We start from the raw sequence: 12,013 nt of genomic DNA on the forward strand, positions 1-12,013 counted from the left end.
AAAATACTATATATATGAACGCGCCATCGGTCTCATGTTCTCAAACCTCTTACCATCATCCGTAATCAGTTCGGCACCAACAATGAATGATGAATCGTCGGAAGCAAAGAACAGCACGACTTTGGCAATTTCTTCAGGTTGGTCAAAGTGATGGATGGGGATTTTCCCGGTAATCCCCTGATTCACGTCTTCTACTTCCTCCGATAATGAAGGTTATTTTATCCTGAAGACGATTCATGTTTGCCTTTTTGGGCGTTCAATCTATGGCGGTAGCGGCTTTCTATCAATCAGTTACCTCTCAATGGCTTTAGGGCGGCTGTCCAGCGTATCAGTTCATGTAACATGATGTCAGCCGCTTTTCCGGACGCTTCACTGGCGTTGAAAATGCCTTCATCATCAATGTATTGCTCAAAGAAAGCCAACGTAACAGACTCCGTCAGCGGCACCATTTTCAACGTAGTAAGACTTGTTTCAGCATCTGAACGCCCCGTGTGCCGCCCGAAACACCCCCATAACTGACGATGCCAACGGGTTTATACGCCCATTCCTGAAATAAGTAGTCCAGCGCGTTTTTGAGTGGCGCCGGCATCCCAAAGTTGTATTCGGCCGTTACAATGACAAAGGCGTCAGCTTCGTCGATGGTAGCGCTCCATTTCCGGGTATGTTCGTGCTGGTATTTGCGGAGCCGGGGATGAAGGGGTTCATCCATCATGGGTAAATTGATTTCGCCCAGGTCCAGTAGCTCGACCTCGAAGTCAGGATACTTTTTGGCAACGGCGGTTATCCAGGCCGCAACAAGAGGGCCTTTCCGTCCGGGCCGGGTTGTTGCACTGATAATTTTTAGGGTAAACATTCAGGTATCTTTTTTTGGTGCAAACTAGCGATTAAAAGGAGATTGTCCAGGATCTGTAGCAACACTTATCCAATGAACTGTCGCTAATTCGTCCAATAGGTTAATCAGCCTACGTATCACTGGACTGGGCTGACAAAGCGTTTTTTAACACTTCATCATCAAACCATGTTATTCCCTTTTTACGCCAATTTACAAATCCGATGGAAACAACTAACAATGAGTCAACGGGCGGATCTACGTATGAACCAGCCGTTGAATTTGCCCTTGTCAAACTTAAGGCGCATGAGGATCCGAATAGCATTCGGGCGGTCATAATGGATCGATTTAATCTGGGGGATGCTGAAATTGATGAGGTCATGAATCTGGCCACCAGTCAATACGAGCACAAAGAAAAAAAGGTCTGATTGCCCAAAAATGCCCGGCCCTAAAGGGCCGGGCATTAATAAAAAAAACAGCCGCTACCCAAGCGAGCAGCGGCTGTAACGCATTCTTATTTATTATCTTTTTCTGTGTTCTTAACATCCGGTAAGTAGCTATGGCTGATTAAGTGAGGGAGTGGTGTACATACGTTCGATAGGCCCATAAAACAAAAATCCCTATCTCTCTAAGCGGGTAGTAAACTTTTTGTTTAGGATTGATTGTAAGTAAAGTTTCCATGTAAAAGCCTGCCGCTAAGCCGCACAATCTAAACATACAGGACTAGTATGAAGTATATAAAAACGAGTGTAATGACCGCTCTCGAATAGTATAGCGTGATAAATCGCTTATGTAAACTGATTTACCAACCCCCACACGATTATGGAACCACACAATTCAGAAAAAGATCAATTCCAACCCGATGATCAACAAAATGCCTTGGTACCCAAGGGTATCGAGATCTACAAAAAAGTACAGACCGAATTAGGAGAAACAGCTACTAGTGAAGATGTTCGATTAGCCGCTACCAATGAATTAATGACCTGGTATCATCAGGAAGTCAAAGGTCCTTTTACCGATGGAGATTTAAATACAGTCATGAATACGGTCATTGCCGCAGTGACCATGAATATTGAGAACGAGTAATATACGTGCTAAACGCTAATCGCCAGCTCACGTCCGACTAACGTTTTGGCGGGATTATTCGTGGAATTAAACCAGTTGGTCGGACGATCGGCTGGTTTTTTATAATGTTCCTTTATACACTAACATGCCATACACCAGCGCGGCCAGGGCAACCCCAAAGCCAATGATGCGCAGGATCACCTTCACTAGTGTGTCTTCACTGGGTTCCTTTTCCTGATCCTCCATCGTTTTTACTTCATGTCCTGCTTTCTTACTTCTCCGTATTGAACCCACAGTAGCGCTACACATAAAGCGATCCCAGCCGCATAATAGTGTATGTACCGAGTGTGGGCGGCCAGCTCCTCGGGACTATAGCCGCTCAACTCACCTTTGGTGATCCAGTTTGATAAAAAGTCAAACATACCAGTATATTTTTTGGCCTGCCCTTACTTTATTGACAGTAAGTTAATAAAGTCAACATAATCAACTCTATACTCCAACGCCTTTGCGAAATGAGTAGCGGCAATGAATGAACACAAAAATACGTGAGTCATTACGATTTTTTGCGCCAAAGGATACAATAATGCCGTTGATGTAGCAACGAGAGCAAAAGATCGTACAGAAGGTCACAGTAGTCAGCAGATTCCAGCTAAGTACTCAGGAGAGCTTGATCAAAAGTGTAGCTGAGTCTGCGTGTGATTTGCCGCCAGGGTTCTGGCTGCTGGTTTTCATTAGTCGTTTGCTCTATTATACATACGATCAAAACCGTTGGGTAATCACGCTTGTCGACAGCTCGGTAGCGATTTTACTGAGATTGATCGATCAGGAACCGGATTCGAATCAGCGTTCCCTGGCCTGCGGCCGTTTCAATATCCATGCTGGCCTTCAAAAGCTCACAAAAGCGCTTGACAATAAATAAGCCCAGGCCTTCGCCCGCTTTTGTCGTCTTAGTAACAGGCACTTGCTTACTAGGATACTCAGGTGGCCCTTCGGGTTGATGGGCACTGGTTAGTTGGGCTAAAGGCCGTAACTGGTTGGCTAGCAAAGCGGCAGGGCCCTGGGTTAACCCAGGGCCCGAATCCTGAACACTCAGGATCCAACGGGTATCGTTCTCCTGAGCCCAGGATACGTAGATCGCACCCTCAGTTGTATAGGTGAGGGCGTTGACCAATAGGTTCTGCACAATCCGCTGAATCTTGACCCGATCACTTTTAATGACTAACGGGTTAGGCCCTTCGGCTTTCAGCTCCACGTGCTGAGCTTGTGCCACGGGTTGGGCCTGGGCTACCAGATCCGCTAATACAACCGACACGTCAAACGCCTTGACGTCGACTTGTTCATAACCGGCCTCCATTCGGGCAAAGTCAGTCAATTGCATCAGCATATCCCGGGTGGAGAGCAGGTTACGATTGAGCATATCCAGAAAGGTAGCCTGTTCTGCTTTCGTATGAGGTAGCTGAAGCGACTGGGTAGCCCCCACCAGCGCGCTAAAATTCGCCTGTAGGTCATGAGAGGTCATCTGCAACTGCTTGCTACGTTGCTCTCCCAGTTCATTGAGGCTATCCAGGGCCTGTTGCAGGTTATTAGCCTGTTCGGCCGCGTTGGTTTGTCGTAAGTCATCGTAGTACATCACACTGCCGATATAGGTGTCACGGCTAATCTGGTAGAGTTGGCGGTGTATTTCAGCCACGGCATCGGGTAACGTAGCCGGGTGCAGCTCGATATAGACCTGGAACTCCTCTAGCAGGACCTTGTAGAGCAGGTCCAGTTCTGTCAAAAGTTCGCGCAGGGAATAGCCTCGTTGCCAGCGGTGCAAGCCATGTTGACCCGCCTGTTGAACAGGATCACTTTCGATCTTTTTTCGCTCCAGGCGTTGGGCCAGGATATTGAGGATAACCGGTATCTGATCATGGAATTCCTCCCGGGAAAAACTGGTCCGGGTGCTTAGTAAGGGGTCTGCGGCACATAAGGTTCGCCAGTGATTAAGAATAGATTCCCGCCGTAGGTAAAGGTGAGCAACCAACTGGTCAATTTGGTCTTGAAAGGTGGGGGTTTCCTGGATCATTCGCTCAGCCTGGCTAGGCTCATATAAAAACGTACTAACTTCTGTGGTCAAACGTACTTAATTACTGGCTGGATTACTAATGCTGACCGAGGTAGGTATCCATTCTTGGGAATTACATCTATCTCGCTCAATTTTCAATGCCAGGGACAGAAATTATTGTGCTGGAATGGGGCGGTAAATGGCATTCCGCAGGCGACCAACGCGCAGGGAAACCGCCGATTGACCTGGAGCGGAACAAACAACCTGGTCGATGCGGAATGCCGACGTTTTGAAGCCTTTAAAGGCAGTACGTTTTCGGTAACCAAAATTGTCTATCTGTCAGCCTTTGACCTGGCTTTATTCTCCTTCTGGGTGCACATAAAAGGAGTGAATTACCTGGTTGGCTCGATGAAAGCGGCTTCAGGCGTCAATCAGAAGACCACGCCAACCGAGGTTGTGTTATGGCGAGTGTAATTTGTTATTATGGAAAAGTCCAATGAATGAGACTATTTCAATGGGCCTATTCATTGGACTTTTTTGTGAAGTGTTTGATATCTATTGTGGCTGTTGCAAAAGTAGATCAATACAAAATAAAATTGATCAGGTATTGGCAGGGCGATTACCATTCCGCTTTGTTCAACAGGGGTAAAGCGTAGATACTTCCTCAAATTATAAGCCATGGCCGCCACATACATCACTTTAGCCGCTGCTTCTCGGCTTCTGGTGTTGATTTGACGCAACCCATAGTGTATATCGTCAACCGAAAGTGGACAGATTCGGGTGAAAACAGAAGAGAGGCTTTTAAGCGCTTTGTAATTTCTGATAAATATAATTTTTTCGTCGTTGAGCCATCGTGAACTGCTTGGTTTTTCGCCGTTCGGCTAAGATATATTCGTAACGCCCCCAGTACATATCAGCCGGTGTCACATTTTCCAAGGATTCATGATAGCGCTGATGCGGGGCCGCCCGCGCGGTTGTAATAATCTACCCACTCGGCTACTCGTTGACGCAGTTCATCCGGACTATAATAATGCTCCAGTAACAACACGTTTTTCATTGACCGATGATATCGCTCAATTTTCCCTGCGTCATCGGGTGAAACGGCGCACTACGAATGTGCTCAATGTTTTCGCCTTTCAGGTACTCCTTTAAGTACCGAGATACATAAGCCGAACCATTATCTGATAACATACGTGGGCGCTGACCAGCCGTTAAACTACTAGCTTGCAGAGCAGCCTGTACGGTTCGTTCTACATCTGCAGCTTGCATACCCGGACACAATTCCCAAGCTAAAATATACCGTGAGTAATCATCTAGCACCGTTGAAAGGTAATACCATCCCCATTGCTTGACCTTAAAGTAGCGGGGCCGCCCGTGCGGTAAAGTCGGTTTGCCAAAGTTGATTGGTAGCAGTCGTAGGATTATAGGACTCATCAGCCGCTTCCATCAATCGAAAAGCCGGTGTAGTCACCAAGCCTTGCTTCTTAAGGATGCGGTAAACGCTCGATTCCGACACAAACCGCACGGGCGGCCCCGCAGCCTTTATAATCAACAATATAGCAAGCCAACTCTCGACATGATAAATCTGGTCGTTCCAGCGCCAGTTCAACCACTTGGCTTCGTTGAGTCGGTGGCAGTTGATTCCAGCCACTATGGCGTCGGTGTGGTTGGTCAGCCAAGCCATCATAGCCATCCGTCAGGTAGCGCTTGTACCACTGGTAAAAAGTGGATCGATTGATCGATAGCTCCCGTAAAGTGGCCTTTACACTTAGTGGCGATTGCTCGACGAGCGTGATAATCTGCATTTTCTCAGACTGGGTCATACGATGATAGGGATCAGTCGTCGGCTTTAAGACTTTTTTTTAATAGCCGATTCTCCAGACTCAGCTCAGCCACTAGCTGTTTAAGGGCATCATTCTCGGATTTGATCGATTGCACTTCTGGTGCCGTAGCTTCTCGGATGGTGTCACCTGCCAACCTTCTCTTTCCTGCTTCAAGAAATTCTTTGCTCCAACGGTAGTAGATATTGGTGTTGAGGCCTTCTCGCCGACAGTTTGAAGACCAGAAATGAATAACGTATCGCTCTGAATGTCCATGCTGACTACCGAGTAATACTGGCCTCGGTACGTAAAACCATCCGACGTAGTGTGGGGAATTGACTTGGCATCCGGTTTGTCTTTAAGTGGTATCTGAAATTCAACAATACTATCAACCGAGCGGTATACCTGCAGCCGTTGCGACAGATCGTGTTCAGCTTGCCACCATGTTCCTACACACACTAGCACATAGGCTAGAATGTGCCACAGAAGCAAGCCAAGTAGACCAATCGATAGCGCTTTCTTCACGCGAATGTTGTAGGAAAATTTTTTCCAATAATAATACTAAAATCTACACAAAGAAAGGCTTTTGTAGATCACGATCCTTTTATCAATAATAAATCCATGTAGAACATGTCTAATTTATCATTTCAAAATACGCCCCATTTCTGAAGCATATATCAAACTTGCTTTTGCTCTTCGTACAGGATTCTAGAATATGATTTGATTTACCTTCATTAGCGACTAGAGAAGCCTGGAATCCCAAAAATAGTCCTCGGTTCTTACCAGCTGAACATGCTGACTGAAGTCTGGATGTTCGGTATTGATGATGTAATTATACTCGTAGATAATGATCGCTGAAGGAACCTTCAGGAGTAGACTTTCCTGGCTGGTGTACCAGTCGGACCCAATGGTTTGTAAGCCAGAATAACCCGCTAAGGTTCGCCAGTTGGCAGGAAGTTCTTTAAGCTGAACCGTTCGCATTAAGTAATCATCATCCGCAACGGAGATAACCATCACCTTATAGGAAGAGGTGGGCTGAATGACGCCCCGGTGAACTACTAGTTCTAGAGAGGATAATGAACGCGATGCGCCGGTGTAAATAACTTGCTGGCCTTTGATATTCCACCGATTGGCACTGCCTGATGAACGTAAGCTATGTGCATGAACGTCTTTACTAATTCGAAATACTTCCATCCCTTAAACATTGTCTCCGTATTCCATGGCCGTCAACCGATCATCGACAAATCTTAGCCCGGTGACCGTATTTAAATAGGCATTGGGGCTCTTGTTGTCAAAATAAAAGTTGGACCGGTTCAGCCATTGGTCGAATTCTTTCACCGAGCCAAATACAGCAATGCCGTGCTTGATAAGGGCTAACAGGAGTAAAACCTGCTCTTTGACGTTTTCCTTAAAGGTCGTTGGCGGCTTTTTGTATTCGCGGAATGTTTTAACGCTCACATTAAGCCAGTCCGAAATGATAGTATCGTTAAACTCGGTCAACGTCTTAATGGCATTGACATGCTGCCAATTGACCTCTCTGGTGTAGAGAAAGGAAAGGATTTCACTATCATTGATGTGTTCAGGCACATCTCTGAGCAGAAGATTTTCGGGTGAGGCAACTCGTTTCATTCGGTGTTTCCTTTCAGTGTTGATACAAATTTAGGCAATTTTACCTTTATCCAGAGGAACAATTTCACTTCACAAATAATTCAGTGAATCGAAAGGCACATGTTACGAGTTGAGTTAGATAGACAATAAAACTAATTTCTGCATTAAACCTCATCTGTCTCAAGTGGGAGCGTTTTATGGGACTGCTGTATAGGCCGGCCACATGCTTGTATACTACGTCTAACTACCTGGAAACAGAAATTCACCCTAGTTAGTAAAAGTGGCTTTGGTAATTAAAACTAAGCATGGCTCGTAATGGCACCAAAAGCAACAACAGAAAGCAGACCTAGTCTATAAACATCGAATAGGCGGATAATCTTTTTTATTCAGCTTTATAACCAATTAGCATACAGTAGTATACGAATGTAGGTAGTTTGATAGATAATTTACCGTTGGTACAAAAGGAAATAGATTCATCGCCTGGAGTTCATTAGTATTACTAGCTTCTCGAATCATTTTCATACTAAACACATCGGTTATGAATAAGACGCCTACGATTCGTTCACTTGGTTGGTTAATCGGGTTGATGCTGTTCTTCTCTTGGAACCTACAGGCGGAGGGCATCCTACCTCGCCATTCTGTTCAATTCACGAAGTCCTTCAATGGATCGATTCCTCCCATCAGCCTGACGGCCACCGCTGGAGTGCCCTTTAAGTACGAGATACCGGTACTCCTGGGTGAAAATAATGCGGGCTACACCTCGCCCCAGCTACCGGGCAATGGATTGAACTTGTCTTATGATACGTATCCGCCTTCCATTAGCGGCACGCCCACCGCGACGGGCGTGATGAACCTGACCATCAACGCGTCGAACATGTCGAATGGGCAGGCGCATAGGGCCTGGGTGCCCATCCGCATCACCGTTATGGCTCCCACCCCCATCAGCCTAACCGCCACGGCGGGGGTGCCGTTTACATACCACATACCCGTCCTGTTGAGTCCTAACAACACGTTCTACACCTCGCCCCAGCTACCAGCGAATGGATTGAGTACATCCTATTCGACCTATCCACCTTCCATCGTCGGCACGCCCCTCGCCAGTGGGGTGATGAACCTGACCATTACCGCATCGAATGGTAGGCCCGAATCGGCCTGGGTGCCCATTATCCTGACCGTTAACCCCAGCCCAGGGAGTGCCCTAACGCTGCTAGCCCCAACCTATAACTGCGCCACGGGCGCCTTTCACTTCAACACCAGCGGAGGGGATGGCAGCCCCATTACCTTCCTGGCCTTTGGCATCACTGGCCCGACGACCAATCCGGATCAGTTCGTCGACACCGAGCTGCGCACGGTTGCCGACGCTCAGCCCATACACCTACAGGCCACTCAAAGTGGAGTAACGGTGAGCTATGTCTGGGACATCCGCGCGCAGTGCCCCGTCAGTCCCCCTCCGTCGGGGAGTACCCTGACGCTGCTAGCCCCTACCTATAACTGTGTAACAGGGGCCTTTCACTTCAACACCAGTGGGGGAAATGGTTCACCCATCGAGTTTTTTGCCATTGGGGTTACCGGCTGGACGACGAATCCAAACCAGTTTGTCGATACCGCCCTACGGACCGCGGCTGATGCCCAACCTCTGACTTTACTCGCTCGTCAGAACGGCGTGACAGTGAGCTACGTTTGGGACATCCGGGCTCAGTGCCCCGTCAGTCCCCCTCCCTCCGGAAGCGCTCTGACGCTGCTAGCCCCGACCTATAACTGCGCCACGGGCGCCTTTCACTTCAACACCAGCGGAGGGGATGGCAGCCCCATTACCTTCCTGGCCTTTGGCATCACCGGCCCAACGAGGAATCCAGACCAGTTTGTCGATACCGAACTGCGCACCGTTAACGATGTACAACCGTTTCTGCTCCAGGCCACCCAGAACGGTACGACGGTGACCTACCTATGGAACCTAAAGGCGGCCTGTGGGCGGGCGCGACTTGCCGTAGCTGAGCCAGCCCCTGGATTGACTGTGTTGGTATTGGGTAATCCCGTGGTGGGTGAGATGGTACCCCTCGAAGTGAGTGGAGCTGAGGGCCAGCCGCTACGAGTAGGGGTGATCAACCCACAGGGTCGGCTGGTGAGCGAGGAACGTATTGGGCGGGCGTCTGCCCTCGAGCGACTTAGTATAAAACTGAGCCCTTTACCCAGTGTCTATCTGTTACGGGTGAGTATTCCTGGTCAAACGAAGGTGGTGCGGGTGCTAAAGGCTGAGTAATTTACCCCGTCTAGTTTAGGCGAAAATGCGAAAGCCCGGATCGTTCTGATTCGGGCTTTTTGGTAGAGACCCAGCATAGGGTAGGTGTAACTTCCCGTTTCGACTGGCGTTTTGTGGGTTATTTTGGGACAATAGACTACCGCTGGGGCTAGCCCGCCTGTTTTTCGTTTCCTGATGATCTGGCGTTGGCTAAGTGTGGTTGCTCGCGCGGTCGGGATGTGGTCAACTGGCAAGGGACTTGACGCCCCCCCGTGGTGATCTATAGCCGCACAATCTTCCGTCAATCGTATCATGCCTATAAGTCGCTTCATGAATGAGAAGCACTGGTCTACCGTTCCATTAAACGCCCATTTTATGAAGCAGCCGTTACTTTACTTCTTGCCAAGCTAAGTAGCGGTAATCCGTCGCTCGGCTTAAGTGAAATAACTGGCCAAGCTCTAAAATCGTATGAGTTTTAAGAGCATGCATAGACTTAACAGCCCGTGCTTTCGCTTGGGCTTCGGGCGTAAGTCCTTTGGGTCGTCCGCCGATGCGTCCCCTGGCTCGAGCCGCAGCTAAACCTGCTTTGGTTCGTTCCCGGATCAAATCTCTTTCAAATTCAGCTAATGACGCAAACAGATTAAACACCAAGCGACCTTGGGCAGTGGTGGTATCGATGGCATCATTCAGACTGCGAAAACCGATTCCTTGGGTATGAAAGTCGTTGACTAGCGTGAAAAGTTCTTTTAATGACCTGCCCAGCCGGTCAAGCTTCCAGACAATAACCGTATCATCTTCTCGCAGAATTTCCAGTAGCTTCCGCAATTGGGGTCGTTCCTTAGCCGAGGAAACTTTCTCCTGAAAGATCTTTTGACAACCTGCTTTTTTCAGGTCATCCAGTTGCAGGGCTAAATTTTGATCTTGCCGGTCCGCCGGTGCGGTTGATACGCGTGCGTAGCCAAATAACATAAAAAAGCCGAAACCGTTTCGAAGATGTGTACTGATAAAGTTCACTTTTGTGAAGATGCATCTAATAGTCAGTTGGTTGCAGCCGTATGCTACGAGATAGGGATGAGAGATATGAATTATTAGCTTTTCAACAAATAGGGCCTTTGAGGGGATAGCGGGGTTCAATATCTGCCCAATACTATTCAACGTATGCATGCCAACTATTTTCGAATTCCCTTATCAAGGTCTCTATGCCCTCAAAAGGGAACTTGCAATTGTCAACTGATTATTGTATAATTGTCAACTGATAATTGCAACTATGAAAACTAATCAGCACTTAGCTCCCCACCTAACGGGACTGCGAGCCAAAAGACCTGTTCAAATTAAACCCAACGGACTGGATATACGGCTTAACCAGTTAGCTCAACAACTCGGCGTTACTCTCAAAGAATTAGCTCCCTTATTGCAGCTCTCAGAAAGTACCCTACACCGATTACGGCGACAAACGGCTTTGAGCGGACCCACGGCCGAACGGGTTGAGTTATTGCAGCAAGTGATCCAGCATGGCCTTCGGGTGTACGCTGACGATGAGCAGGCCTTGCAGGACTGGCTGCGCTATCCACTAGGCGAGTTAGATGGTCGTACTCCGTTGCAAACGCTAACGACCATTGCTGGTTTCACCCAAGTCAATGATGTGTTAGGCAGGATTGAACACGGCATCTTCTACTAACACGCTCCTCGAATTACCCACCTGACTACATGCTGGTTTACCGCTTACTACAGGCCGCTTATCGTCATGAGCCCCTGTCTGGACAAGGAGTTGCCTTGTACGGCGGCCGTTGGAACCCCAAGGGGCTATCGCTGCTGTATACCACTGAATCCCCAGCCTTAAGCTTGCTGGAAGTGGTGGTACATCTTAATCCTAAACACATACCTCAGTATTACTTGGTCACCATTGAGGTGCCAGACTCGATACGTTCTTTTCAAGAGCAGGACCTGCCCGCTGATTGGCGAGCCACGGGGAGTGGCCCCCTGTCCTCTCAAACCTTTCTAATGGATTGGCTTCAAAGTCCGGACCGCTTAGTTGTACAGGTGCCCAGTACGGTGGTACCCATCATGGCAAACTATTTGATCAATCCCCGTCATGAACTGTTTTCCCGTTGTCAAGTCGTCAGGTCAGCAGTATTCGAGATTGATGAGCGGCTGTATGATCCTTCGCGACGCGGACACTAGTTAGCTGAAGGCCAACTAATTAAATAGGCATGATTATGAACGTTTCTCGGTCTCAAGGGGGAGCATTTAGATGAGATAACTATATAGCTAAATCAATTTGCATGCCTCCTCTACCACGGCTTTAATAAATGCCGATGAGACGGCTTTGGGACGCTGATCGGTCGTAATTAAGTTATGGTCTACGTGCTTAATTTGCCGTATTGGACGAGCCGGATTAACCGTGTTGA

At 48.0% G+C, this 12,013-nt stretch carries 20 protein-coding genes; 6 read left to right on the forward strand and 14 right to left on the reverse strand.

Annotated elements, in window-relative coordinates; all coding sequences use genetic code 11:
• Nucleotides 1-6 precede the first annotated feature (6 nt).
• The 3 genes from ACYVEA_RS33100 to ACYVEA_RS33110 all read right to left on the reverse strand — a co-directional run bounded on the left by ACYVEA_RS33100 (nucleotide 7) and on the right by ACYVEA_RS33110 (nucleotide 853).
• Nucleotides 7-186, reverse strand: a complete 180-nt coding sequence (locus ACYVEA_RS33100; RefSeq protein ID WP_461117659.1) for an SDR family oxidoreductase — start codon at nucleotides 184-186, stop codon at nucleotides 7-9.
• A gap of 101 nt (nucleotides 187-287) precedes the next feature.
• Nucleotides 288-449, reverse strand: a complete 162-nt coding sequence (locus tag ACYVEA_RS33105; RefSeq protein ID WP_461117660.1) for a hypothetical protein — start codon at nucleotides 447-449, stop codon at nucleotides 288-290.
• Nucleotides 450-451: 2 nt separating this feature from the next.
• Nucleotides 452-853, reverse strand: a complete 402-nt coding sequence (locus ACYVEA_RS33110; protein WP_461117661.1) for an NADPH-dependent FMN reductase — start codon at nucleotides 851-853, stop codon at nucleotides 452-454.
• Nucleotides 854-1,053: 200 nt separating this feature from the next.
• Between ACYVEA_RS33110 and ACYVEA_RS33115 the strand changes: the two genes are divergently transcribed.
• Together ACYVEA_RS33115 and ACYVEA_RS33120 are read left to right on the forward strand one after the other, a co-directional pair.
• Entirely contained in the window at nucleotides 1,054-1,257 is a 204-nt protein-coding gene (locus tag ACYVEA_RS33115) for a hypothetical protein (protein ID WP_461117662.1), read from the forward strand.
• A 394-nt stretch (nucleotides 1,258-1,651) separates the two neighbouring features.
• Nucleotides 1,652-1,915: a hypothetical protein gene (locus ACYVEA_RS33120; protein ID WP_461117663.1), complete on the forward strand. Its 264-nt coding sequence runs from the start codon at nucleotides 1,652-1,654 to the stop codon at nucleotides 1,913-1,915.
• A gap of 99 nt (nucleotides 1,916-2,014) precedes the next feature.
• On the opposite strand, the gene ACYVEA_RS33125 is transcribed toward ACYVEA_RS33120, so the two are convergent.
• The 3 genes from ACYVEA_RS33125 to ACYVEA_RS33135 all read right to left on the reverse strand — a co-directional run bounded on the left by ACYVEA_RS33125 (nucleotide 2,015) and on the right by ACYVEA_RS33135 (nucleotide 3,959).
• The gene (locus tag ACYVEA_RS33125) at nucleotides 2,015-2,140 is read right to left on the reverse strand and encodes a hypothetical protein (RefSeq protein WP_461117664.1); all 126 of its coding nucleotides are present in this window, start codon (nucleotides 2,138-2,140) and stop codon (nucleotides 2,015-2,017) included.
• 5 nt (nucleotides 2,141-2,145) lie between these two features.
• Entirely contained in the window at nucleotides 2,146-2,316 is a 171-nt protein-coding gene (locus ACYVEA_RS33130; RefSeq protein WP_461117665.1) for a hypothetical protein, read from the reverse strand.
• Between the two features lie 383 nt (nucleotides 2,317-2,699).
• On the reverse strand, nucleotides 2,700-3,959 hold the full coding sequence (locus ACYVEA_RS33135; RefSeq protein WP_461117666.1) for an ATP-binding protein: 1,260 nt from the start codon (nucleotides 3,957-3,959) through the stop codon (nucleotides 2,700-2,702).
• Nucleotides 3,960-4,064: 105 nt separating this feature from the next.
• Between ACYVEA_RS33135 and ACYVEA_RS33140 the strand changes: the two genes are divergently transcribed.
• Complete coding sequence (locus ACYVEA_RS33140) at nucleotides 4,065-4,412, forward strand: hypothetical protein (RefSeq protein WP_461117667.1); 348 nt, start codon at nucleotides 4,065-4,067, stop codon at nucleotides 4,410-4,412.
• A gap of 466 nt (nucleotides 4,413-4,878) precedes the next feature.
• Here ACYVEA_RS33140 and ACYVEA_RS33145 read toward each other — a convergent pair whose 3' ends face one another.
• The 6 genes from ACYVEA_RS33145 to ACYVEA_RS33170 all read right to left on the reverse strand — a co-directional run bounded on the left by ACYVEA_RS33145 (nucleotide 4,879) and on the right by ACYVEA_RS33170 (nucleotide 7,387).
• On the reverse strand, nucleotides 4,879-4,995 hold the full coding sequence (locus ACYVEA_RS33145) for a hypothetical protein (protein ID WP_461117668.1): 117 nt from the start codon (nucleotides 4,993-4,995) through the stop codon (nucleotides 4,879-4,881).
• A complete protein-coding gene (locus ACYVEA_RS33150; RefSeq protein WP_461117669.1) occupies nucleotides 4,992-5,372 on the reverse strand; it encodes a DDE-type integrase/transposase/recombinase in 381 nt (126 codons plus the stop codon). The genes ACYVEA_RS33145 and ACYVEA_RS33150 overlap by 4 nt, the downstream gene beginning before the upstream one ends.
• A gap of 50 nt (nucleotides 5,373-5,422) precedes the next feature.
• Entirely contained in the window at nucleotides 5,423-5,761 is a 339-nt protein-coding gene (locus ACYVEA_RS33155; protein WP_461117670.1) for a helix-turn-helix domain-containing protein, read from the reverse strand.
• A gap of 72 nt (nucleotides 5,762-5,833) precedes the next feature.
• Entirely contained in the window at nucleotides 5,834-6,283 is a 450-nt protein-coding gene (locus tag ACYVEA_RS33160; protein ID WP_461117671.1) for a hypothetical protein, read from the reverse strand.
• 216 nt (nucleotides 6,284-6,499) lie between these two features.
• Entirely contained in the window at nucleotides 6,500-6,952 is a 453-nt protein-coding gene (locus ACYVEA_RS33165; protein WP_461117672.1) for an RES family NAD+ phosphorylase, read from the reverse strand.
• A gap of 3 nt (nucleotides 6,953-6,955) precedes the next feature.
• Complete coding sequence (locus ACYVEA_RS33170; protein WP_461117673.1) at nucleotides 6,956-7,387, reverse strand: antitoxin Xre/MbcA/ParS toxin-binding domain-containing protein; 432 nt, start codon at nucleotides 7,385-7,387, stop codon at nucleotides 6,956-6,958.
• A 517-nt stretch (nucleotides 7,388-7,904) separates the two neighbouring features.
• Here ACYVEA_RS33170 and ACYVEA_RS33175 point away from each other — a divergent pair.
• Nucleotides 7,905-9,626, forward strand: a complete 1,722-nt coding sequence (locus ACYVEA_RS33175; RefSeq protein WP_461117674.1) for a T9SS type A sorting domain-containing protein — start codon at nucleotides 7,905-7,907, stop codon at nucleotides 9,624-9,626.
• On the opposite strand, the gene ACYVEA_RS33180 is transcribed toward ACYVEA_RS33175, so the two are convergent.
• Both ACYVEA_RS33180 and ACYVEA_RS33185 read right to left on the reverse strand, forming a co-directional pair.
• Complete coding sequence (locus ACYVEA_RS33180) at nucleotides 9,590-9,937, reverse strand: hypothetical protein (RefSeq protein ID WP_461117675.1); 348 nt, start codon at nucleotides 9,935-9,937, stop codon at nucleotides 9,590-9,592. The two genes, ACYVEA_RS33175 and ACYVEA_RS33180, sit on opposite strands and share 37 nt — an antisense overlap.
• 55 nt (nucleotides 9,938-9,992) lie before the next feature.
• Complete coding sequence (locus ACYVEA_RS33185; RefSeq protein ID WP_461117676.1) at nucleotides 9,993-10,769, reverse strand: recombinase family protein; 777 nt, start codon at nucleotides 10,767-10,769, stop codon at nucleotides 9,993-9,995.
• Between the two features lie 103 nt (nucleotides 10,770-10,872).
• On the opposite strand from ACYVEA_RS33185, the gene ACYVEA_RS33190 reads away from it, so the two are divergent.
• Nucleotides 10,873-11,283, forward strand: coding sequence for an antitoxin Xre/MbcA/ParS toxin-binding domain-containing protein (locus ACYVEA_RS33190; protein WP_100989569.1), 411 nt, complete (start codon nucleotides 10,873-10,875; stop codon nucleotides 11,281-11,283).
• 29 nt (nucleotides 11,284-11,312) lie between these two features.
• Nucleotides 11,313-11,786, forward strand: coding sequence for an RES family NAD+ phosphorylase (locus ACYVEA_RS33195; protein ID WP_461117677.1), 474 nt, complete (start codon nucleotides 11,313-11,315; stop codon nucleotides 11,784-11,786).
• The last annotated feature ends 227 nt before the right edge of the window (nucleotides 11,787-12,013 follow it).

Source organism: Spirosoma jeollabukense, from assembly GCF_054777855.1.

Coding starts and splice junctions, on each gene's coding strand:
- ACYVEA_RS33110 (WP_461117661.1), bottom strand. CDS start 853: ATGTTTACCCTAAAAATTATCAGTGCAACAACCCGGCCCGGACGGAAA.
- ACYVEA_RS33105 (WP_461117660.1), bottom strand. CDS start 449: ATGGTGCCGCTGACGGAGTCTGTTACGTTGGCTTTCTTTGAGCAATAC.
- ACYVEA_RS33150 (WP_461117669.1), bottom strand. CDS start 5,372: ATGAGTCCTATAATCCTACGACTGCTACCAATCAACTTTGGCAAACCG.
- ACYVEA_RS33120 (WP_461117663.1), top strand. CDS start 1,652: ATGGAACCACACAATTCAGAAAAAGATCAATTCCAACCCGATGATCAA.
- ACYVEA_RS33195 (WP_461117677.1), top strand. CDS start 11,313: ATGCTGGTTTACCGCTTACTACAGGCCGCTTATCGTCATGAGCCCCTG.
- ACYVEA_RS33165 (WP_461117672.1), bottom strand. CDS start 6,952: ATGGAAGTATTTCGAATTAGTAAAGACGTTCATGCACATAGCTTACGT.
- ACYVEA_RS33115 (WP_461117662.1), top strand. CDS start 1,054: ATGGAAACAACTAACAATGAGTCAACGGGCGGATCTACGTATGAACCA.
- ACYVEA_RS33185 (WP_461117676.1), bottom strand. CDS start 10,769: ATGCATACGTTGAATAGTATTGGGCAGATATTGAACCCCGCTATCCCC.
- ACYVEA_RS33135 (WP_461117666.1), bottom strand. CDS start 3,959: ATGATCCAGGAAACCCCCACCTTTCAAGACCAAATTGACCAGTTGGTT.
- ACYVEA_RS33175 (WP_461117674.1), top strand. CDS start 7,905: ATGAATAAGACGCCTACGATTCGTTCACTTGGTTGGTTAATCGGGTTG.
- ACYVEA_RS33130 (WP_461117665.1), bottom strand. CDS start 2,316: ATGTTTGACTTTTTATCAAACTGGATCACCAAAGGTGAGTTGAGCGGC.
- ACYVEA_RS33180 (WP_461117675.1), bottom strand. CDS start 9,937: ATGAAGCGACTTATAGGCATGATACGATTGACGGAAGATTGTGCGGCT.
- ACYVEA_RS33190 (WP_100989569.1), top strand. CDS start 10,873: ATGAAAACTAATCAGCACTTAGCTCCCCACCTAACGGGACTGCGAGCC.
- ACYVEA_RS33145 (WP_461117668.1), bottom strand. CDS start 4,995: ATGAAAAACGTGTTGTTACTGGAGCATTATTATAGTCCGGATGAACTG.
- ACYVEA_RS33125 (WP_461117664.1), bottom strand. CDS start 2,140: ATGGAGGATCAGGAAAAGGAACCCAGTGAAGACACACTAGTGAAGGTG.
- ACYVEA_RS33155 (WP_461117670.1), bottom strand. CDS start 5,761: ATGACCCAGTCTGAGAAAATGCAGATTATCACGCTCGTCGAGCAATCG.
- ACYVEA_RS33170 (WP_461117673.1), bottom strand. CDS start 7,387: ATGAAACGAGTTGCCTCACCCGAAAATCTTCTGCTCAGAGATGTGCCT.